The organism is Paenibacillus oryzisoli (assembly GCF_001653565.1).
Classification (GTDB): Bacteria; Bacillota; Bacilli; order Paenibacillales; family NBRC-103111; genus Paenibacillus_E; species Paenibacillus_E oryzisoli.
The window spans coordinates 110,678-134,236 of sequence record NZ_LYPB01000050.1 but is presented as its reverse complement, the minus strand read 5'-3'; the positions used below and the strand labels follow the sequence as shown (position 1 = coordinate 134,236).

At 45.7% G+C, this 23,559-nt stretch carries 11 protein-coding genes; 4 read left to right on the top strand and 7 right to left on the bottom strand.

Features of this window, described 5'->3' with window-relative positions; all coding sequences use genetic code 11:
• Positions 1–21 precede the first annotated feature (21 nt).
• The 7 genes from A8708_RS08670 to A8708_RS08640 form a co-directional block, all read right to left on the bottom strand.
• Positions 22–1,176 (bottom strand): glycoside hydrolase family 88 protein, encoded by a 1,155-nt coding sequence (locus tag A8708_RS08670; RefSeq protein WP_068663112.1) that lies wholly within the window; start codon positions 1,174–1,176, stop codon positions 22–24.
• A gap of 26 nt (positions 1,177–1,202) precedes the next feature.
• On the bottom strand, positions 1,203–6,161 hold the full coding sequence (locus A8708_RS08665; RefSeq protein ID WP_068663111.1) for a polysaccharide lyase family 8 super-sandwich domain-containing protein: 4,959 nt from the start codon (positions 6,159–6,161) through the stop codon (positions 1,203–1,205).
• Positions 6,162–6,209: 48 nt separating this feature from the next.
• On the bottom strand, positions 6,210–7,070 hold the full coding sequence (locus tag A8708_RS08660; protein ID WP_068663110.1) for a carbohydrate ABC transporter permease: 861 nt from the start codon (positions 7,068–7,070) through the stop codon (positions 6,210–6,212).
• Positions 7,067–7,969, bottom strand: a complete 903-nt coding sequence (locus A8708_RS08655) for a carbohydrate ABC transporter permease (RefSeq protein WP_068663109.1) — start codon at positions 7,967–7,969, stop codon at positions 7,067–7,069. Before A8708_RS08655 ends, A8708_RS08660 begins: the two co-directional genes overlap by 4 nt.
• Positions 7,970–8,050: 81 nt before the next feature.
• Positions 8,051–9,343 carry an ABC transporter substrate-binding protein gene (locus tag A8708_RS08650; protein WP_068663108.1) on the bottom strand — a complete coding sequence of 431 codons (1,293 nt, stop codon included), beginning with the start codon at positions 9,341–9,343 and terminating at the stop codon, positions 8,051–8,053.
• A gap of 129 nt (positions 9,344–9,472) precedes the next feature.
• On the bottom strand, positions 9,473–11,065 hold the full coding sequence (locus A8708_RS08645) for a response regulator (protein WP_068663107.1): 1,593 nt from the start codon (positions 11,063–11,065) through the stop codon (positions 9,473–9,475).
• Between the two features lie 24 nt (positions 11,066–11,089).
• Positions 11,090–12,850 carry a sensor histidine kinase gene (locus A8708_RS08640; protein WP_068663106.1) on the bottom strand — a complete coding sequence of 587 codons (1,761 nt, stop codon included), beginning with the start codon at positions 12,848–12,850 and terminating at the stop codon, positions 11,090–11,092.
• A gap of 309 nt (positions 12,851–13,159) precedes the next feature.
• Between A8708_RS08640 and A8708_RS08635 the strand changes: the two genes are divergently transcribed.
• From A8708_RS08635 to A8708_RS08620, 4 genes are all read left to right on the top strand, one after another.
• Positions 13,160–13,471 (top strand): hypothetical protein, encoded by a 312-nt coding sequence (locus A8708_RS08635; RefSeq protein ID WP_068663358.1) that lies wholly within the window; start codon positions 13,160–13,162, stop codon positions 13,469–13,471.
• A 527-nt stretch (positions 13,472–13,998) separates the two neighbouring features.
• Positions 13,999–19,932: a galactose-binding domain-containing protein gene (locus tag A8708_RS36055; RefSeq protein ID WP_068663105.1), complete on the top strand. Its 5,934-nt coding sequence runs from the start codon at positions 13,999–14,001 to the stop codon at positions 19,930–19,932.
• 166 nt (positions 19,933–20,098) lie between these two features.
• Positions 20,099–21,661: a response regulator gene (locus A8708_RS08625; protein ID WP_068663104.1), complete on the top strand. Its 1,563-nt coding sequence runs from the start codon at positions 20,099–20,101 to the stop codon at positions 21,659–21,661.
• Positions 21,658–23,397 (top strand): cache domain-containing sensor histidine kinase, encoded by a 1,740-nt coding sequence (locus A8708_RS08620; RefSeq protein ID WP_068663103.1) that lies wholly within the window; start codon positions 21,658–21,660, stop codon positions 23,395–23,397. The genes A8708_RS08625 and A8708_RS08620 overlap by 4 nt, the downstream gene beginning before the upstream one ends.
• Positions 23,398–23,559 lie beyond the last annotated feature (162 nt).

Below are 23,559 nucleotides of genomic sequence, written 5' to 3'. Positions count from 1 at the left end.
AGTTTTTTTTAATAACTGGAATTATTTTACAGTCCACAATTTAGGGTCGATGCCTACTGCTTTCATAAGTAGTTCCAGATAATAGTAGTCTCCCCATATTGTATAGCTGTGCATAACCCCTAATTTGGGATCTCTCACGTAGCAATTTTGCAAAATTCCCTCTACGGATGGATCCATAGCTTTTGAATAGTTGGTTCTCAAGGATTCCAGAATTGTATAGGCAGAAGCTTCATAGAATCGTGCTTTTTCAGCTTCAGGCTCCAGGGCCGCTATATCAAGCATTCCGGCAGCAGCGATAGAAGCGGCTGAAGCATCCTTCACTGCATCCGTAAAGTCGGGAAGCTTGAAGTCCCAATGGGGGATTAAATCATGCGGCAAGTGGTCTAAGTAATAATCAGCTAGGTTTTCTGCTGCTGTTAAGTATTTTCCTAAGCCGGTATGCGCATAGGAAAGGGCAAATCCGTAGATTCCCCAGGCCTGGCCTCTGGACCAAGCCGACTCGTCGGCATAACCTCCTTCATTGAAGCCCCCGACAGGTTCACCGGTATAGGGATTGAAATCATAGGTATGATACGTTGAATAATCTTCGCGTATGCAATATTGATAGGTGGTAGCTGCGTGACCTTCTGCTGCTTGGAAATATTTATTTTGTCCTGAAATTTCCGAAGCGCAGTAGAGTAGAGGGAGATTCATCATACAATCGATGATGAGTTTTCCTTTACGATCTTCTTCCTCCAGCCTTCCCCAGGCACGTATGAATTTCCCAACGGGATTATACCTTTGTAGAAGCTCATCCCCGGCTTGCACGGCCATTGCCTTGGCCTCTTCGTTTCCTGTGAGCTTATACAAGGAAGTAGCGTACAACTGATACAAAAAGCCCAGATCATGGTCTGTATAGCCGGTTTCCAGTCTTTGACGGAATATAGGCATATAATTTAATAGATAATCCACATATTTCTTATCCTCTGTATACACATAGGCGAGCAGTACCATCCCTGTCCAAAAGGAACCGGTCCAGTTTCCGTCTAAATTAAGTGAATCCGAATAATTTCCAGTGGCTGTTTTATGAGGGAACTTGTTTTGAAAAGTATGCATATTGGTATCAATTTTATGGATAATGGCTTCAATTTCTGCTGTAATAACCATTTTTTCTGGGGTTGATTCTTTGATTTTCATTATCGCTTTTTCCTCCATATTTGTTACTATTCCATTACAAATTCTGCTTTATAGGTCTTGCCAAGAGAACCTAATGTAGCGATCTCTATTCGAACCCCAGAGGCTGTTCGTGTTACGGTCATGGCGTCGTCTTTTGATACAAGCTCAAGTAAAGGATTATTGATCTCAAGTACAATCTTTTGCTGTTTCTGAGTTGGATCAGATGCAGATACAACAAGCTTGTTATCTTTGATTCTTAGACCTACCGCAGCAGGATTGTAACTGTGTAGGATTCCTTCCTGTCCGGGCTGCCAGAACATATAAGCTGTCGTACGGGTCTGATTCTCATGAACAGCCTGAACCTGGGCATCATTTCTCAAAATCTCAATATCCGGATTCGCTGAATATTGTTGTGTCTGAGTGGCGGTCTTATTCGGCAGAAGAACATAGGAATAGCTGCTGTTAACAGGCTGCGTACCATGATTGAACCAAATGTTCATATAGTTCTTGGTTTTTTGAGTCGTACTACCATAGCTTGTGTTTTTGTTAATGTCGGACCATGCACCTGTTCGTGTCTCGCGAAGAAACTGAACGTTACCAGCTTGAGGAAAGTAATAGCCGATGTCCGCTCCTGAGGCATTCCCCTGCAAGTGTGCCCAACCTGTATTCGCAACATTTTCGGAATAAGGGATTGCTGACGATTTCTCAACACCGTTAACGATAAGCTTATTAGTACCGCTTCCGTTCAATTGGCGGTTTTCAACAATGGTTTCAACGGAATAGTTGTCATTGCTGTTGATGTCCGTTCCCAGGCTTACGATTTCATCATCGAATACAAACCACGATTTCTTGGCTCTTAGACTTGAATTATAGGCATCCAGTTGCATTGCGGAAGCTCCGTACAACCCATCAATTTCAACTCCGCCGACAAAATCCTGACCTGTGGTTTTACCAGAGCCTTCTCCATCTGCTTTAGGTCTGTTATCCACGGTGATCCCCGGCAGCCTGTAAGGGTTGATAGTAGGCCAATAATCGTTTGAATATTGCTCCAAATCGTTGTAGAGATAGGTCATACCTTCATTCTGATACCAGTTCCGTACGTTTTCACCGCTGAAAGACTCGAAATTGCCAATTCTTGAAGATGACATCGTCACGGCGAAGGCATAGCCATCTCTTCTCATCACTGCTTCATCCATGGCAGCATATTGTTTGTAAAGCACCAACGGAGCTTTTGCCGGGATACTGGCATCATTCACGATTTTCTTAGCTTCTGTAACGAGATAGAAAGGGGCTGATGCAAAAAAGTTACGAGCAGTGTCTCCCAAGATCCATCCTTTAGCCATAGATTGAATCCACGGCTTTAAGCTGTCAGGCGCAAACATGGACGTTGTGACAACACCTCGAATGACCCTGTTTCCAATATAATGGTCGTCATAGGGCTCTCTTGCGAGTTCACGGCCACTTGCCATCCACATCCCAACACCTTGATACATTAGTGGTTCAAAGCCTTCCCGAATCCAGTCATAGATGTTATTCTTGCTGGGAGTTGAGATAGCAAACAGGGTGTTTTCAAAGAAGTACATCGCACTGGATAGATCAAGCAGCATGGATTTGCCATAGCCCATGGTATAGGAATGCTTTTGATGCTGGATAAAGGACCCATCCTCATAGAAACCGTCCCCTGCGGTAGTATAATCAAACACAGACATCAGGGCGTCCCTTCCCGCAATAACCTTATCCACGTCCTGGGCTATGATCGCCCGGACAGCAATGGCCATGGCACGCCAAACCAGATTGGCACCCGCATCGCCATCAGGAACTTTAGGAATGTAATAATCAATCGCATCGGTATTTTCCTTGATTTGCGCTGCTGATAATTCATCATACATGAGGACCAGAATGTCATTTAACGTCCCAGGCGTACCGATTTCCCATTCCCACCAGTTATCATAGGGCGGTTTATCTTTTCTGTATCGATTGTCATTCAGCCAATCAAGAGCAGAAAGGATATCGGCTTTCAGGGCTTGGTTCATATACAGCTCGCTGCCGACAAGATTATAAGCGATCGCCATTTTCTTAACTCTGTCATAATTTTGAGTGACATATTTGGATAAATCCGTTCTTTTGGTGTCGTCATTCCAAAGATAGCTGCGTTCACTGCCACCTTGTATAAGTGAGTCCCATAAGCTTTGTGCCGAATCATTCGCCGCCTCGACCATCGCAATAATATCCGGATCATTCATATCATGGGTACCGTCCCCAATGAGACGATATTTCCATTTATCACGCAGCAGTTGATAGATTTGCGGTGTCAGCTGGCTTACATCAATCGAATTGTAGGTAACAAGTGTATAAAGGTCCTTTAAACTATAGGCGTCCTTCACGGGATCGAAAATATGGGCTGTGGAGCTGAAGATGATGAGATCTTGACTACTGGTAAATAATTCTTTGCCGATGATTTGTGCAAACTCCGCTGCCGGCACCAAAACATCGCCATCCCCTGCAATCGCTTCGACAGAAAAGCTGCCGCTGTTCCCGTTATACAGATAGTTCTTGCTGCCCGCACTCGCGACAAAACTTCCACCCACTTGAAGCTTCTCAATCAGAAATTGGGCAGGCACATATATTTTCCCATCTTTGCTTATAGGCGTTAGTAAGGAATTCGTGGAAATAACGGTCTTCACATCATTGACATAGGCATTTTGGGATCTAGGAACCATGACGACGGCATTCTTGATTTTGTTATGCATGATTTGCTCATCCGTTAATCTCTCGCTTTGCCTGGAAAGCAAGGTGCCAAATTGTGCAGCCGTAAGCGGTGCTGTGCTCTCATACATCTTGATATCATCATAGAAAGAAATCCCTCGATTCCAGGATTTGAATGCTACAGAGAAGATGTTGTCGATGGCCGGCTCTGGGAATGCATAATCGGTAAGGATCCTTACGCCATTCATATAGAGATCGAATTTCTTGGATTCAAGCTTGGCCACGATGTGGAAAGTGGTCCATTTCTTAGCTTCATAGGAGGCAATTTGGACTTTATTGGGCATCGTTACCACTTTGCCGTCTTTATCGAGCATGATGAATATATTTTCATGTCCAGCTGTATCCTTGACGGCATAGATAACTCTTTCACTGCTCGTATCGTCGGGGTATACACTGACTTCCATGACTACACTGCCGGTTAGCGGCGTTTTGAAAGATTTCAGGATGTTGACGTCCTTGGTAACGGTATTAGGTTCCGTTCTAAAACTGATACCATGTGCGGCGTCAACGGTGTAGGGAGACATTTGAGAACCGCCTGCGGACTGCCATCCAGAGGGCATGCCGCTTGCATAAGTACTAAATCCCTCGTGTAAATAGACGGCGGCGACCTCTTGACCTCCAGGATTTCCGACTCCAGCAGTTGTAAATTGTAGACTGCTTGGGATTGCCTTGTACCCTAACAAATTCTTCACGCCGTTTGTCAGTGCCAACGTATAGGTTGTTGCCGGTTCAAGTGAAGATAGACTGATTCTGCAGGTGTCTCCCGAACAGCTGTATGCCGCTGTACCGGGCAATGCGGGCGAAATTATCATCGTACTTGAATTAAAAGTATTTGGATTCATGTCGGCCTCAGAGAAGACGATGTCTACGTAACTTCCAGTCGTCGGCACGCCTATAGTGCCAACTGCTGCTGCAGCGGTGCCATTAATTTGGTAATTTGCAGAAATGGTAGAATCGGATGTTGTAAATGAGAAGCTGCTTGGCGTTGCTCCTTTACCATAAGTACTCTTCACACCATCGGTTACCGAAACAGTGTACGTCGTGGCAGAATTGAGTTCACTAAAATCAAGTCTAAGGTGATTATCCGTTACGGAGTAGGATACGGCCCCCGGTGGTGCCGGTGATACGGTAATCGTACTATTGTTTATCGTGCTTTCCGCTACATCCCAACCACTAAATGCAATATCAACATAGGTTCCGATAGGGGGCAGCCCCGTATTGCCGCCTGTTGATACTGCACCATTGAGCTTATAACTGGATAAAATGGGAGGATCCACAGTAGTGAAGGAAATGCTTTTTGGCGTCGCCTTTTGCCCAAATACATTTTCTACACCGTTACTGACAGTTACGGTATATGTTGTTGCAGGCTGAAGAGTCGCAAAGTTGATATTGTATACACCATCCATGCCTATGGAAGTTATTGCACCAGGAGCCGCTGGAGTAATCGTAATAGTACTGGCGTTGAAAGTGCTTTCATTCATATGCAAATCACTAAAAGCGACATCAAGCGTAGTCCCCGTAACCGGAATATCAGATACGCCGCTTGTCACACTACTGCCGTTGAGCTTGAAGCTTGCGTCAATGGACGATTCTGGTGTGTACCGGATTAATTTGAAATTATCGATATCATAAGAGGTGCCTGCAGTATTAATAAATTGCACACCTTGCAAGGTCCCATCAACAAGGGGGATATTTGAAGATATTGCCCTTCCATCGAGAAATGCTCTTGCACCGATCGTGCTTCGGTTGCTTAAATCCAAGGCAACTTGGATGTTATGCCACTGGTTGTTTATGACGTACACCGATGAAGTGACCGAATCGAAAATATCGGAGTTGAAACTTTTAATGATGCCTGTCGAGAACATGTCAAGAGGCTGATACCAGGTCGAACTTCCAACTTTAAAACCCAAAGCTTTTCCGGTTAAGTTGGCTCCCATTTTGACATCTGCACTCAAGATGACTTTGCCTGTTGAAGCATTGAGTGGGGTATAGTGCGGGAAACCCGATCTAATTTGAAAATCTCCTGATGGACTGGCTACTCTTGCTACTTTATTAGTCGGCATGGTGCTATCCGTTTCAATTGTTGTTCCATTTGCACGCCCCCAAGCGGCAGCAGCCTCCGTTTTGGACGGGTAGTCGAAGGTGTCTGAAATAGCGATCGTCGTTGCACCAAGAACACTTATCGGCAAGGATGTCATCAATAACAAGCTTGCCATTAGGGTTGCAATACACTTTTTCATCATAATACCTCCACCATTATAGAGTTTAAAAATTGAATCTCCGGTCGCTTAACCTTTCATCGATCCATCAGATACGCCGGAAATAATGAACCGTTGCAGGAAGAGATAGAGCAGTAAAGTGGGAATGAGGACTGTTACAATGGCAGCCGACATGACAGGCCAATCGGTCGCATTTTCGCTGGAAAAAGAGTTAAGAGCGACGGTGACTGTTCGCAGAGAGGTCTTCGGCATAAACAAATACGGATTCAGGAAGTCGTTATAGATAGAAATCGTCTTCAGAATAACAACTGTCGCGATGCCGGGCATCATTTGAGGCAGAATAACGGACCAGTAAATGCGGAAGTAGGAAGCTCCATCAATCTTCGCGCTCTCATCCATATGCTTCGGGATCTTCTCCAGGAACTGAAGAAAAATATAAATGCCAACGACATCCGCGCCTGTGTACAGGAGAAAACCGGCCTCTCTTGTATTGAACAATCCCAAGGATTTGATGACCATGAACGTTGACACGGATGTCAGAACATGGGGAATGAGGACGGAAGCGACAAAAGCCGTAATGATGATTTTTTTGAAACGGAAGTCAAAACGGTTCAGGACATACGAGGCCATGGAACCAAGCAATACGCTTCCGGTTACACCTACCGCAACTTGAGCTGTGGAATTCACGAAAGCAGAAAGCATTTTGCCTTGCTTAATGGCTTTCATGTAGTTATCGAAGTTAAACAGATTGTCTGGTAACGCCATAAAACCTTTCAGCCCATACTCCTCACTGGTCTTCAGCGAGACGTTTAGGATGATGAAGAGCGGCATCATAATAATCGCGACCCCGATTAAAGCCATGGCATAATTGAATAGCTTCAGGAGAGGGTGGTTAATTTCCAACCCGATGTCGGTTGCGTGTTTCTTCATATCTGCCGCTCTCCTTTCGATAACCAGATTCTTTGCAGACCAACCACAATAGATACTATGATCAGCATGACCACAGCCATTGCTGCAGCTTTGCCATAGTTGCTGAACTCGAACGCGATGGCCAAGGATTTGGAGACGAATGTATCGCTCAGGCCGTAAGGACCGCCCTTTGTCAGGACAAAGGGTTGGAAGTAGGCCTGCAGTGCTCCGTTAATTCCGAGGAACAGATTAAGCTCGAACACGGTTATGATGTTAGGAATAATCATATAGCGAATCATCTGATGAAAGTTGGCCCCATCGATACTGGCTGCTTCATATACGTCCTTTGGAATGGACTGCAAGCCAGCGAGATAGACGACCATACACCAGCCAGTGAACATCCATGTGCCGATGAAAGCAAGGGAGAAATTAATCAGATAATTCTCCGGCAGCCAGTGCACGGGGTTCATGCCGATCCACTTCAGCGCAGCATTTAGCGGACTGTTGGTGTAGTTGTACAAATAATTGAACATGAATGCGATCGCGATGCCGTTGAGAATGTTCGGCATGAACAGAACGGAACGAAAGAAGTTTTTGCCTTTCATCTTTGTGCTGAGGATAATGGCAAAATACAAACCAATCACGTTCTGAACAAGCATGGCCACAATATAAGCCCCGTTGTTTTTGACCGCAATCCAGACATCAGCATCCTCGAATACTTCCAAGTAGTTTTTGAACCCGACAAACTGCATATCCGGAGATATACCGTCCCATTTCGAGAGGCTCATTTGAAACAGTTTAAGGGCAGGCAGGTACGTAAAAGTTATCAGGAGCAGGACCGGCACGACCAAAAACGCCAGTATGGTCAAACCTTTCTGATAGTCGTAACTTCGTATCCTTCTGAAGCTGTTCTCTCTCATAACTCCATCCTTCTTTATATCCAGATTTTAAAACAGAAGATGGATCCAAGTTGAACCCATCTTCTGAACAGTGCAGCTACGTCATTTTCCTAGAACCTCTAATCGTGCTTTTTGCCATTTGTCATTGTACTTTTTCACCACGTCATCCGTATTCTTGCTCAGCATATACTCCTGAACAACCTGCGAAAGATTGATTTGGGATTTATTCAGGGTGTCTTGGAACTTAATGTCCACAGCTGTGTCTTCTATAATCGGCAGTTTGGATAACAACAATTCTTCTACTCCCGGAATGACAGCTTTATCTCCTTTGATGGAAGAATTCACACCACTAGCCTGTGCATAACGGCTGTTGGTGAGCATGAATTTCACAAATGCTTTGCTGGCTTCTGGGTATTTCGTGTTCTTGGATACGACAAACGGTTTGTCTGGTCCGACATAAACAGCTTTCGATTCCGGGTGGGGAAACATGCCGACTGCATCCGATTTAGCACCTAGGTCGATCAACTGTGGAACAAGCCAATCCGCCATAAACATCATACCGACCTTGCCTGCCGCCAGATCCTTTTTGGTCTGTTCCCAGTTTGCTGACATCAGATCAGGTTCTGTGAATCCCTTCTGGTAAGCCTCCCTTGCCAGATTGAAGCCTTTGAGAAACTCGGTGTTGAAGAGGTCTCCGGCTTTGGCAATCAAGTCGTTTCTCCAATTCGCGTTGCCTGTGCTCACATGTGTGTATTGGAAGAAATAAGGATCGAGTGTAAACGCGTCTTTAAAACCCGTACCTAGAGGAATAATGCCTTTGTCCTTCAGCTTTTGGAATGCGGCGAACAATTCTTCCGTGGTAGTTGGCGTTTTAGTGATCCCTGCCGCCTGGAATGCGGTCTTGCTATATACTACGCCTAGGTATGCCGCGCCAGAGTTGACCTTATACAACTTCCCGTCTTCGCCTAAACCGCTTGCATAAAACCACAGATTATCCTTGTTATAGCCCAAATCATCCAATGGCATATAATACTTAGGTAGATCAGCCTTTGTAATTTCGGGAAGGGCAATCGTAACATCCGGCAATTCGCTGGCTGCTGCACGAGTCTTTAAGATTTGCTTCCAATCTTTATAAGATTCGATCGTAACTTGAACCCCTGGATTCGCTTTCATAAACTCGTCTGCAAGCGCTTTAATTTTGGTTTCAGCAATATCCGTACGATGGGTGCCGAATACGATCTTACCCTGCAAATTATTAGCATCGGGAGTCGGCTTCGCAGTGGCTGCTGCAGTGGCCGCTGGGGTGGAAGCGGGCGACACGCTTTGGCCATTTGAACATGCGACGACCGGCACAACAAGACTGAGAGAAAAAGCGAAAGTGAGCAATCTTTTCATAATGACCTCCTTGTATATATGTTCCTGTTCAGCGGGATGCATCCTCTGATACCTATATTTTAAGCGTTTTCACAAAACCAATTGAATGACCTGATATTGGATTTCTTAACCTATCATTAGAATTATCCGCTACTTAATCTTCTTTCTGTATTCTGTAGGCGACACACCTACCAATTTCTTGAAGGCCCGGCTGAATGATTCCGGTTCGTCATAGCCAACCATACCTCCAACTTCGTACACCTTAATTTCAGGCATCGCCAGCAGTTTCTTTGCTTCCTGAATGCGAACCTCCATGAGGAAATTCGTAAAGCTTTTCCCGGTCTGATCTTTGAACAACTTACTGAAATAGAAGGGATTCAGGTATACTCGGTCAGCAACGGTTTGAAGCATCAAGTCCTCGCGGTAGTGCTGCTGGATAAAATCTTTGGCGATTTCGATCGTACGAATGCTTCTCGTGCTTCTACGATTCTGAATCGTGGCTGTTCGATTCAGAAAATCATCGGCGAGCAGCCCAATAAGATCTTTCATGGTGGGAGCGTGATCGATCGATGCAATTAAATCTTGCTCGTTCGGATCCTTGATGGCTGAGGCTTCAGCAAAGTCGCGAAATGCAGCTTCCATAGCCGTAACGATTTTTTTACAGACATCTTTCACGATCACAGGTCTCGCCTGAAGCATCTCCAAACGATGCAACAACTGCATGAGTACATCCTTGGCCAGATCAAAATCTCCGAGCTCCATCCGGCTGACAATTTGTTGAACCTCCGATTCCCAGCGAAAGGAAGATATCGTTACACGTTCTGATTGCTCCTGTGAAGAAAGCAATCTAGTGTCATCTTCGTAGAAGAGGGTTTCTAGAGCAAGCTCCGCCGCTTTCGCTCCATAGGGCAGATCGTCTAGGCTTGTACATTCATCACTGATGCCCCATGAAACTTTCATATTTAGCCTAATAGTCCACTGGGCCTCCTGTTGGTTCAGAGTCTCCTGCACCACATGCTTGAGATGTACGAACTCCTCATTACCGCAAAAAACAGCAATAACCTGAGTACCTCGCAAGGCAAGCAGGACACGAGGAAATGCGTTCTTGCCCAGTGGAAGCGAGTGCAATTTGTTCTTTAGGGTTTCCAGTAACAACGGATCATTCTGGTGTACCTGGAAGAGAGCAACGACAAATTTCCCGCTAAACGCCAATCCACAGTCTTCCAGTCTTTGTCTACATGACGCCATGTCTTGTTCTCTGGCATAGAGGAATTGCAGCAATGCTTTCTCCTCTACTAATAGCTGCGCTTCCTCCGATCTATCCTTCAGCAACCCTTCCCTCTGACGGGACTCTTGCTCCAATGTGAGGTCATCCTTAATCTTCTGGAGCAACGCCACGATATCCGGAGTGGGAATTGGCTTCAACAAATAGTCCACCGCGCCATGACGCAGTGTCTCTCTGACATACGGATATTCGCCGTATCCGCTTAGCACGATGATTTTCATCCATGCCAGTGGAGCCTGTTGCGCCTTCACCTTTCGGATCAGCTCTACGCCATCCAGAACAGGCATCTTGATATCTGTAATTAACAAGTCCGGCTTGCTTACGGAGATTTCCTCGTAGGCTTGCTGGCCGTTCGACGCCTCTCCAATAACCGTCCATTCCGGACAATTTCTCTCGATAATTTTTCTCAAACCAGTCCGAATGATTCTGTCGTCATCTGCAATGAATACGCGATACATAGCTTCGCTCCGCTTCTGTATGGTCTAGGTCTCGGTTGGAATTTGAAAGAACACCGTCGTTTGAACCTGTTCCACACTTCGAATTTGTAAACCATATCCGACTCCATAATGCAAGCCGATCCTCTGATGAACGTTTTTCAGGCCAATACTGCCGTGGGCGTCATTCATTCCATTCAAATCATCCATCATCTGTTTAAGCTTATCCGCAGAGATGCCGCACCCATTATCCGTTACCTCGCAGAGTACGTCGTTCCCAAGCTTTCTTACGGACACAGTGATGAGTCCTCCATGGGGCGTATATTTCAAACCATGATTAATGGAATTCTCTACCAATGGTTGCAGGACCATCTTGGGAATCGGTACTTCCTCAATTTCCTCTTCCACGTCGATAACAATCTGAAATAAGTCGTCGTATCTGACTTGCTGCAGCAGGGCGTATTCCTTCAGATAATGAATTTCCTCCCGCAATTGTACCTTTGACAGTGGATCGCTGATGCCATACCGCAGGATGCCGCCTAGGGCGACAGCCATCCGGGATGCTTCGTCATCGTGATTAATTTCGGCCATCATCCGGATCGATTCAATGGTGTTGTACAGAAAGTGAGGATTGATCTGATTCTGAAGGCTTTGCAGTTGCAATTCCTTCTTGTGGAGCTTGTCCACATATACTTCCTGAATAAGCTCCTGGATGCGGTCTGTCATCCGGTTGAACGATGCTCCCAACGCTCCGATTTCATCCCCTCGGTTATCCTGGACCTTCACTCCAAAATTGCCTTTCTCGAACTTTTTGATCGTATTGATAAGCGCTTTAATCGGATTTACGATTTGTCTGGAAATGATAAACAAAAAGAAAAAGGAGCCTACGACGGCAAGAAGGGTAATGAACATCGTCACTTTGCCTGCCTGATTAATTTGCCGGAACAACTCATGTTCCGGGATGATAGTCAGAATGGTCCAGCCGTTCGCTTCGGAAGTGAAACTTCGGACAATGGTATGTGTGCCGTCAATGACACGCGCTTGACTGAGCCGGGAGACAGCTATATTTTGGAGATCCGCAGCGGCAGGACTGCCGATATTTGCCGTGTGGGTATCGTAGATCGTCTGACCATTCTTGTCCACGATGACTTCCCTTTGATTGGGAAAAAGCATCATTTTCTTGCTTTGCTCTGCGAGGTAATCTACCTTCGTATTGACAAGCAATACGGCCGATACGACTCCTGCTTTAACGTCCACAATTCCTCTAGCCAGCCCGAATACTTGAAGGGGGCGTGCCCTCTGATCGGACACATTGGGCAATTGATAAGTGGGGACGATCTGCGGCATGCCGAAGCTTTCGATGCTATTGCGAAACCAATCCTCATGGACAGGATTAATCGAGCTTAGCAACGCCGTATCCAGCACTTTGAATTCGCTCATTCCGTCTAGGTTGAACAAGAAAATGGAGTGGATGTCTTTTTTGATCAGGAACATTTTATTGAATATATCGTCGGTTTCCCGTTGGAAATCTAGGCTGACTTGATTATTCTGAAAGGATTTCAGGTTCTGAAAGAAATGCTCTCCTGCATTCTGTTCCATGAGAGGCATGATGGTGACAGCAGACAAATCCGCCAAATAAGAATCGATTCTACCCATGGTTTGCGCATTGGCTTGGTCAATTGCTTCTAGGGATACAGCTTCCTTATCCTTCTTGTAATTTACAAAATGACCATAAGACAGAAGGATCATAAGAAAAGTCAGGAACAAGAAGCAGATGCTCAGTTTATAAAATAAAGGAATATCGGACAATCTCCACCTCATCCTATTAAAGGGAGTGAGCTTGCGTTTCTCCACAGTCAATCGCCCCAATCTATAATGTTGTCTAACCTACAGAGAAAACGCCTTCAGGAAGATCTCCTAACAATAGTGATAATACCCCCTTTCCAGAAAGCCCGCAACAGGTTGACTAACAATACAAGTTGGACGGAGAAGGGCAAACGGTCTTGTCGGAAGATAGTAAGAAGGACACCAATGGTTACAGTCTTGTTAGCAAAGAACCGTAAAATCCCATATAATCGGGAGTATACTAACCGCATTGGGTTAACAAAGGAGCACATGATGGATTCCAAAGTAAAACAGGCTTTAGCTACTACACTGCATAACTGGCAAGTCATGACCGCTTATCAAAGCGAAGAGAAGGAAGCGGTGGCTGATCAGTTTCAGTCTTCGTTCTATGTCTTTATCGATGCCGTCCGCGATTGGGCACTTCGTCAAGAATCTCTACCTCTTACCCTGGATGAGATGCTTGAAATGGACATGATTCAAGACATTTTCGATGAGCTGCCTGCGCCTTTACATTTGAATTTTGAGACCGAGATCGAATTGATTTTGGATCGTGTAGAACGTGTAGATGAAGATAAATACGATTGATGTTTGGCTCAACCCATGTCTGATAGGGTTGGGCTTTTTTTAGTGTATTTGAACTCCTTGTTAGGTATAAACCAGACTAGCGTTGCCGCTTACTAAGGGATGAAGCGCTTCTCGAGTTAGTGAAATATTTATTGAATTTTTGTAAATAGGCTGCTGAGACATATGATAAATATCATTACTCCTTGGGGCCCACGACCTACTAGATTCAAATATTCAGGAAAAATGCGAATTCAATATGAGCCCTAGACAATTCAGGTCAAGAGTCGACAATTTATTTTTATTGGTAACGATTTCAACGTTAGGTAATTGGACTAAGTTCGTCAAGAAACAAAATATGAACATAGGCATACATGCCTAATATCTAAGGAGAACTAGGCGATTTCGCTCATTGTAAACAGAATTCGACACACGATATAATGACGCTGAAATTTGATTTACCAAAAACAAGAAAAAAAGCATGTTTGATTACCGAGAAACGCCACACACACAAGCTCGCATTGGGCTTGACCAAGGAGGAATTAAAGAAAATGAGTTCACCCAAAAAAGGAATGCGCAAGATGTTGACTCAGACAGCATCATCAGCGGTTGCGCTTTCAATGCTTCTTGGTTCATGGAACGGATTACCTGTTCCAACAGCCTCTGCGAAGGCACCCGAGACCTCCCATTTGCTTAGTTATGAGGGGGCAGCTTATGCTTCGTCTGTCGAGGGCGGATGGACACCAGATAAAGCGGTTGACGGGAACCTTGACTCTCGCTGGGGTAGTGCTTTCAGTGTAGAACCGCAATGGATATACATTGACCTTGGTTCCAAAGCGACGATTGATAAGGCAATTATTCGTTGGGAGAACGCCTACTCGAAATCTTACAAGATTCAAGTGTCCGATGATGAAGCCAATTGGAAGGACATTTATGTGGACACCAAAGGCGACGGAGGTGTAGACACCATCGCCCTTTCAGGTTCTGGACGTTATGTGCGTATGCTATCTCTCGAGCGTAGTGGCGGTTACGGGGTTTCGCTTCATGAATTCGAGGTATACGGAACAGGTGGCAGCAATCCACTCCCTATCGTTCTCGGAGATGATGTTGCCCTGAACAAACCGATCGTAGCTTCCTCTTACCAGAAGGCAGATAAAGATAAACCGGCGATGCTTCCGGAGAACGCGTTTGATGGAGACAAAGCGACACGTTGGTCTTCAGAACAGACAAGCGATGAGTGGATTTACGTAGATTTGGGCAGCGTTCACAGCATTGGCCGGATTCGTTTGAATTGGGAAAATGCAGCTGGCCGCATCTATGATCTTCAAGTGTCCGATGATGCAACCAATTGGAAAACGATTTACCGTGAAGTTAACGGACAAGATGGATGGATGGATACACCTGTGTACGCTACTGGCCGTTACGTGAAAATGAAAGGGATCAGCAGAACGACTAGTTACGGCTACTCTCTATTTGATTTTAACGTATACGATTACGTAGATGGAGATGCGAAACCGACGTACACAATTCCTGAACTGCCGACCGCTTCCACGGTTCAAGTTGGTGAAGGCAGCTATTTAACAAGCGACATCAGCATGCCGCAGCCACGTCCTCCTGTTAACAAGACAGACGACATCAAGGCTCCTATTGCTTCCAACGACTGGTGGCAATCGGTTCTAATCAAAAACTTGAGCGACAGCCTTGTTACGCTTCCGCTGAAATCTAAATTTACCGCTCTTGGTCTTGGTATTCTGAATCCTGGTCAAGGTTGGGTTAACGATACAGGAAATTCGCAAGCGGCTGATGGCGGGCCGGATTTCTACTTGAACGCAGGTAACATTAGCGCTACGCGCGTCAAGAACAAAGTTGCTGGTTATAGCGACTGGTCTGCAACGGTTGTCTTGAGTGATAACGATACCGATAAAATGAAAACGACGCTCATCAAGGGTTCACCATACGTGTATTCTGAATTCAGCGACCCGACAACGCCTGAACTATACTTTCCTGCAACTACTAGCTTCTACGACGACAATGGTAACCCGATTCTTGTTGCTGAGGGATCTTTCATACCGGCAGACCACATCGGATTCACTGTAGCGACTGTAGATGGCTCTCCGAAAGCTGAAAAAGCAATTCGTCACTATGGTGTGTTCGCACCAGAAGGTTCTGTTTTCGTGAAAGCTGGCAACAAAGTTAAAATCCGTCTTGGAGGCGGACAAAACTATCTGTCCGTGGCTGCTATGCCTACGCCAGGTGACTTGAACTATTTCTATAAACACGGTTACGCATTCATTACAAATACTATAGTTACACCGAGCTTTAACGAGAACACTTCTGAAGTAACAACGCGCTTTGACGTTGAAATTGACCAGAAGCGTGCGGATATGGAGCCGACAACATTGCTTGCTTTGCTGCCGCATCAATGGAAGCAAACATCGACGTCTCTGACGGCGCTATCTTATCCATCCATTCGCGGAACGTTGAAGCTGCATGAAGGCAATTCGTTCACGACAGTTGATCGTTTCCAAGGCATCATGCCTCAATTTACTGTTCCGGAAGATCCAACATATTCCCGAGATGCTCTGCTTGAGCAACTTAGCTACTTGGACGAAGCAACTTCTAAGAACTTTATGTCCGGTGATGCTTACTGGCAAGGGAAAGTGCTTCATCCGCTAGCCATGGGTGTCATGATCGCGGATCAAGTTGGTGATAAGGACTACAAAAACAAGTTCCTTAGCCGGTTGAGAACAATCTTGACAGACTGGTACACATATACCAAAGGCGAGCCGGATTACTTCATGTACTATGATCCGACTTGGGGCACAATGTACTACAAATCCAGTGAGTTCGGTGCTAATACAGGTCTGACGGATCACCATTTCACATATGGTTATTACGTTTTTGCCTCTGCCGTTCTTGCAACGTATGATCAAGATTTCAAAGACAATTACGGCGGCATGGTCGAGCATCTTATTCGCGATTACGCCAATCCGTCAAAAACCGATGCCCAATATCCGTTCTTGCGTAACTTTGATCCGTACGAAGGCCATTCATGGGCAGGCGGATACGGTGACAACAACAACGGCAATAACCAAGAGGCTGCTGGTGAGTCCCTGTTCGGTTGGGTGGGTGAATATTTGTGGAGCTTGATGGCTGACAAAAAAGACACTCGCGACATCGCTATTTATGGCTTCACGACTGAATTGAAAGCAGTTGAGCAATACTGGTTCAACTACGACAACGATAACTGGTTGCCTGGGTTCGCACACAAATCCGTAGGTCAAGTTTACGGTAGTGCTTACAACTTCGGTACGTTCTTCAGCGGTGACCCTGTAAATGTTTACGGTATCCACTGGCTGCCGACAGGCGAATACTTAACAAGCTACGGTTTCGATCCAGCGAAAGCTGCGGATCTGTACAACGGTCTTGTTACGGATAACAAAGGTCCTGAGAACGCTTGGTATCATATCGTATGGCCGATCGAGTCACTTAGCAATCCACAGTCGGTTCTAGACAAGTTTACAATTGAAGACACGCAAAAGAATGAAATCTTCAACACATACTGGTTCGCACACAACATGGCAACGCTCGGAACTCGTACCAAAGATATTTGGGCAAGCGGTTGGTCCGGAGCTACTGTGTACAAGAAAGATAAAACATACTCAGCAATGATTTGGAACCCGACTAACCAAGCGATCACGGTAACTTTCAACAATGCGGCAGGTGTAACAGGTTCCGCGAAGGTTGGCCCTAAAGCCATGGTGAAAGTCGATCCGACGAAAGTTACGGATTTGGATGGTAAGACACCTCCGCAATTGAATGCTGATACAACCCAAAATATGATTGGTCAACCGATTGAGGTTACTTATGCCGATCATCTAAAGTGGCGTGAAGCGATCAGTGCTGTTCTGGTGAACGGAACAACAGTTGATGCCTCGCAATATAGCATCAAAGCTGGCAAAATCACTTTAAACCACTCGGTGTTCCCAGTTGAAGGCAGCTATGAGGTTGCTGTTCGATCCACGGATTATCCAGAAACGAAGGTACAGCAAGTTGTTATCACGAACTCGACTGTGAATCTAGCACTGAATAAACCGACATTTACATCGGATAAACCGAATAATCCCGGCTCCTTCGCGGTTGACGGCAAGCTTGATACGCGATGGGAATCGGCTTTCAGCGATCCACAATACCTTGGCGTAAACTTGAAATCGGAATACAAAATTAGTCACGTACGTTTGAACTGGGAAAATGCTGCCGGTAAGAGCTACACGGTTCAAGTTTCCTTGGATGGTCAAACTTGGAAGACCGTATACACCACGAATCGTGGACATGAAGGCATTGACGACATTACATTCCCGGCCGTGAATGCAAGATATGTGAAAGTAGAAGGCACACAACGGACGACGAATTACGGTTACTCCCTATGGGAAATGGAAGTATTCGGTACTCCGGCAAATACACTTGATGCACCTGATTTGATCGCGGACACAACGATGAACCGCGCTGGTCAATCTATCGATATCAGTTTCGATGATTTCGCGGATTGGAGGACAAACATTCAAGATGTGAAAGTAAACGGTATTTCGATATCCCCAGCGCAATACCAAGTTTCACCAGGCGTTATCACATTGAATGGCTCCTTTTTCCCGGTTGGGGGCAGCTATGTGATTTCAGTTGATTCAAAAGGATTTGCAACTGCGACTGTTCAGCAAGCCATTGTTACGAGCTCGAATGTCAACCTCGCTCTGCGCAAGCCGACATTAACAGCATCTAATCAGAAACAAGACGGTAGATTTGCGGTTGACGGCAACCAAACAACAAGATGGGAATCTGATTTTGCGGATCCGCAATTCCTACAAGTTGATCTTGGAGCGGAGAACGTAATTAGCCGTGTTGTTCTGAACTGGGAAAATGCAGCAGGTAAAAGCTATACAGTTGAAGTTTCTTCCGATGGAGCGAATTGGAAGACTGTATATGCGACAACAACAGGTAAACCAGGCATCAATGAGATCGGATTCTTGCCTCAAAGCGCAAGATACGTGAAAGTAAACGGGACGGAACGTACAACTGCTTACGGTTTCTCCATTTTGGAGTTTGAAGTGTACGGTGCTGGAGATGGGTTGCCAACCGCGCCTGAGCTTGCAGCAGATACAACAGATAATAACGTTGACCAGCCAGTTGACATCAGCTTTGCAGACGACGTGACATGGAGAAATGCGATTGAAGCAGTTAAAATCGACGGTATAACAATCAGTGCTGATCAATACACGGTAGCTGTTGGAAAGATTACGTTGAACGGTTCCTTATTCAAGGCTGCTAAATATTACTTAATCTCGGTTCAGGCGAAAGGATTTACGGAAACGTCGGTTCAACAAGTGGTTACGGTGAAAAACCAACCGAATCCGAACCAGGATCATGAGCCGAATTCAAATCCGAACCCGAACCCAAGAAACCTTGCGTTCGAGAAACCGACAGCTTCTTCACCGGATTTCCACCGTTCCAGTGCCGATGCAGTTGACGGCCGATTTGATCGTCGTTGGGAGTCTGCATTTGAGGACAATCAATGGATGAGCATCGATCTTGGAGCTGTCAAGACGATTAACCGAGTGGTCCTGGCTTGGGAGAATGCTTACGGTAAGGCTTATACAATTGATGTATCTTTAGATGGAAAAACGTGGACTACTGTGTATGCCACCAACAATGGCAATGGCGATATCGATGACATCTCGTTCGCTCCTGTCCGTGCACAATACGTTAAAATGAACGGTATCAAACGTGGGTCACCGTATGGATTCTCACTATGGGAGTTCGAAGTCTACGCTGGGGATACGAATACACTTGCAGGACCGGCTTTAGTAGCGGACAACACAGATAACATCCTTGGTAAAGAAATCGACATCACGTTCGCGGATGATGCGGTGTGGAGAAACGCAATTAATACGGTTGTATTGAACGGCGTAACCCTTAAAGCTAACCAATACGAAGTGGCTGCGGGCAAAATTGCATTGAACGCTGCTTTGTTCACGGAACCTGTGCCTTACGAAGTAACTGTGTGGGCAACTGGCTACGACAACAACATGGTTGTGCAGCCAATTCTAAAAGCAGCTAACCTTGCACTTTTCAAACAAACGACTACTTCCGAAGCAGCGTACAAAGACGGTGCATTTGCAGTAGATGGAAGCAAGAGTACACGTTGGGAATCACCATTCTCAGATCCCCAGTGGATTAGCGTTGATCTTGGTAAATCCTACTCGATTAGCCGCGTTCTACTGAACTGGGAGAATGCTGCTGCGAAGGATTACTCGGTTGAAGTATCGAAAGATGGCGTCAATTGGACGACTGTTTACACGACGACGAACGGACATGAAGGCATTGATAACATCTTGTTTAACTCTATGGATGCTCGTTACGTAAAAGTGGCCGGAACTCAACGTACTACACAGTACGGTTACTCCTTGTTTGAACTAGAAGTTTATGAGTAAGATGTAAATAGCGGACATGCTGATTGACCCAACCCATGGTGTAGATGGGGTTGGGTCTTTTATATTGGCGATGAAATCCATTGTTTTCTCTCTCCCCATGATGGTAAAGTGATTGCAAGACAATCATGATCTCACAGGCATATCACATGTAGAGGATTGAGAAACCATGAAGCTAATCATTATCGAGGATGAGCAAGAAATCCTGCAAGGTATGACGGACGCTGTGGCAGCGATTGCCGCGCAGGGATTAGAGATTATCACCGTAACGAATTCGGAAGAAGCGACTGAACTCATTAGATCTCATAAACCGGAAATTATTATTTCCGATATTGTCCTGCCGCAGCAGTCGGGAATTGATATGCTTCAAGCGATTCAAATGCCAGACTACCATCCCAAGATCATTATGGTAAGCGGTTACAGTGACTTTCAGTATGCACAGCGCAGTATGCAGCTTGGCGCAATGGATTATTTATTAAAGCCATTCTCGCGGGAAGAGTTTAGCACGAAAATCAAGCAGGTTATCGAGATGATAGAAGGTGAACGTAGGAATGATCAGTATATCTCCGGGCAAATGAAGCAGGCTGAACTAGGCAAGAAACTGCTCCAGAATAAATTCCTGCTCAGTTTATGTATGACGCCAACTGTGTTGCAAGAGCATATCTACCATCGTTTGCAGATGTGGGAGCTCACGTGGCTCGCAGATGCCAATTTCTCTGTGATTGCCTTAGGTATCGTAAGGCAGGATCGGCCGAGCCCCGTGGATAAGCAAGCGGAGTTAGAAAACTTTGCTGTTGGGAACATTACGGAGGAACTGATAGAGGGCTTTCAGCCTTCTGTCGTGTTCCCTAATATCCATCACAATTGGATTCTAATTGCACCTAGTGAAGTTATTGAACAGTTAGTAGCCGAGATTCAATCCCACGTGTGGCAGTATCAAAAGTTAACGCTGGGCTTCGGGATCAGTGAGCAGCAGTTCTCGTTCCCGAGCATTGCGACAGCGTATCAACAAGCGTTGAAAGCACTGAAAATGGTCTATATGAATCCAGGCCATAACGTACATACGTATGCGGAGGAGCTCCAGCCCGACCAGGAGTCGAGTCGATTGTCTTTTGAATTGGCGGCACAGGGAATGCTGCAGGGGGATCTGGACCAAATAAGCAAGACAGTTGATCACATTGTCGGTTATTACGTCTCCGCGCAGGAAGTCAAGGATTACCAGGATGTTTCCAAGAAATGCTTGGAATGGATATTGAATTTACACAGTGTGCTGCGCGATAAATATGCGGTTCCCGTGAATCAAATTCCGATGTCCTTGTGGGAAGATCTCGAGCAGTGCGAACAATTGGAACAATTGAAGGCGCTCATGCTCAACTACTTAACAGGTGTGGCCAAGCGGGTCGCCAGCTCTCATTCTAATGCCATTATCGAGAAGGCTAAGACGCTCTTGGACACGCAGTATGCGCAGCACATTACGCTACAGAGTGTTGCGGATCAGCTAGCGATACATCCTGTCTGGCTTAGTCAGTTATTTAAGAAAGAGACGGGCACGAACTTTTTGGATTATATGACCGAGCTGCGCATGGAGCAATCGAAGAAGCTGCTGCGCGACAGCCAGTTGAAAATATATGAGATTGCCGAGCAAGTGGGTTATCAGGATTTGCAGTATTTCGGCAAGCTGTTTAAGAAGCGGACAGGACAGACCCCGAAGGAGTTTCGATACGGCAAATGAACTTATTCCAAAAGCTGCTGCTGCCCTTGATGGTCGCTATTTTTATCCCCGTCGTGCTGCTTGGTTACTTGTCGTACGAACGGTCGAAAATGCAAGTTGAGGATGTCACATCCGCCTTCTTGCAAGACAATCTCCAGCATAATACGGAGAAAGTGAATGAATTTCTGAGAGAGCTGGATACCGCAGGTTTCCGTGTCATTGCTTCCTCCAAGCTGCAGCGCATGCTGCAGAATCCGCCGCCGCAGGACTTCTTTCAAGAAGCGGAATTCATCACCGAGATGAAAGGAGTTACGGAAGAGCTCCGAGGTGCCTATGAGTTGTTCATCTTGCCGAATCATTATGAGAACTATCCGAACTATATGAATAGCCATTCTTCGTTCGGGTTGGAGCTGACGAGAGAACATATCAAGAAATCCTTCGACTTAGGCGGGAAAGCCTATTGGGCTTTCGAGAATGTACAAGGGGGAGCGTCCAAAGATCTCTATTACATCCGATCGATTCGCACGTTGACTGATTTTCAAAATGCCGGTGTCATGGTGTTCAAAATATCACATACGTGGATGGCCAAGCAGTTGATTACCCCTTCGCAGTACCCTCATTTTCAGTTGCTGCTAGCGGATGGTCAGGCGAATGTCCTGGCTTCTAATTTGCCGATAAGGCAGAATGAGTCGGTTTCGGTGCCAAGCGCTCCTTTTCAAGGCCAGAAGAGTACATTTGAAACCGAGGAGAGGCAAGGGAGATCCTATTATGTGGCTTCTCAAGCGATAGCGGATAGCGGGAAGGATTTGTGGAGCCTGATTGCCACCATTCCCGTATCTGACTTAACCGTTCGGATTGATGGGATTAAAGCTTTTACCTTCTGGATGTTCGTTGGAAGCCTATTTATTATATTCGTCATGCTATTCTTCATAGTTCGCCAGTTCACCACGCCGATTCAAGAGGTTGTCCGTCATATGCGGCAGGTTCAGCTTGGGCGACTGCTCTATTTCACGAAATTTGCTACGAAGAAGGATGAGATCGGGCAAATGGTACGTGGTTTTAATTCGATGATTCAAGGGATGGAGGGTCTCCTGCAGACGACGAAAGAAATTGAATCCGAGAAGCAGCAGCTTCAGCAGCGCATGTTGATTAACCAAATTAACCCTCATTTCCTCTATAACACGCTGGATTCCATTAAGTGGAAAGCAGAGTCGGCGCATGAGCAAACGATTGGCGAGATGGTGACGACGCTGGCCAATATGCTGCGGTTCAGCATGAATGAAGAGAACGAATGGACAACCATTGAGCGAGAGCTAGAGCACGTGAGAAACTATATTAAAATTGAGCTGCTGCGCAACAATCAGGCCTTTCAGGTGCTATTCGATGTTCAACCGTCCTTGCTTCATCTGAAAATATTAAAGCTGCTCGTTCAGCCGTTACTAGAGAATGCTGTGAGGCATGGCATGAACAAATTAACCGAACGTAAGGGAAAGATACTGGTTACGGTGTATCAAGAAACCGAGGATCTCGTTATCCTCGTGGAGGATAATGGGAATGGCTGCGAAGCTGATCAGCTGGAGGCTTACAAATGGACGTCTCCTGCCCAAGGGGCTACCGAAGGCGGCATTGGGTTATATAATGTGCATAGAAGACTGCAATTGCACTACGGCCGCCACTATGGCGTAGAGGTAGAGAACAAGGTGCCGCATGGCTTTAAAGCGACATTGCGTCATCCAATGCTAGAATCAACGGACTAATCAACGGAAAGCGAGGGAATGTGTCCTTGCTTTTTTTTGCAAATATAGAACGTATAAGTTTCACATTTACTTGGACTATATTTCTCGATAAACACTGTGATACGTCCTCCTTAGAGGACGGCGTAGCCGTTTAGTTTGCTTAATAATGTCATGTGTTTCTTT

Bases quoted from the DNA above. Each gene is read 5' to 3' on its own strand.
- A8708_RS08635 (WP_068663358.1), top strand. From the start codon at position 13,160: ATGGATTCCAAAGTAAAACAGGCTTTAGCTACTACACTGCATAACTGG.
- A8708_RS08650 (WP_068663108.1), bottom strand. From the start codon at position 9,343: ATGAAAAGATTGCTCACTTTCGCTTTTTCTCTCAGTCTTGTTGTGCCG.
- A8708_RS08660 (WP_068663110.1), bottom strand. From the start codon at position 7,070: ATGAAGAAACACGCAACCGACATCGGGTTGGAAATTAACCACCCTCTC.
- A8708_RS08665 (WP_068663111.1), bottom strand. From the start codon at position 6,161: ATGAAAAAGTGTATTGCAACCCTAATGGCAAGCTTGTTATTGATGACA.
- A8708_RS36055 (WP_068663105.1), top strand. From the start codon at position 13,999: ATGAGTTCACCCAAAAAAGGAATGCGCAAGATGTTGACTCAGACAGCA.
- A8708_RS08645 (WP_068663107.1), bottom strand. From the start codon at position 11,065: ATGTATCGCGTATTCATTGCAGATGACGACAGAATCATTCGGACTGGT.
- A8708_RS08625 (WP_068663104.1), top strand. From the start codon at position 20,099: ATGAAGCTAATCATTATCGAGGATGAGCAAGAAATCCTGCAAGGTATG.
- A8708_RS08655 (WP_068663109.1), bottom strand. From the start codon at position 7,969: ATGAGAGAGAACAGCTTCAGAAGGATACGAAGTTACGACTATCAGAAA.
- A8708_RS08670 (WP_068663112.1), bottom strand. From the start codon at position 1,176: ATGAAAATCAAAGAATCAACCCCAGAAAAAATGGTTATTACAGCAGAA.
- A8708_RS08620 (WP_068663103.1), top strand. From the start codon at position 21,658: ATGAACTTATTCCAAAAGCTGCTGCTGCCCTTGATGGTCGCTATTTTT.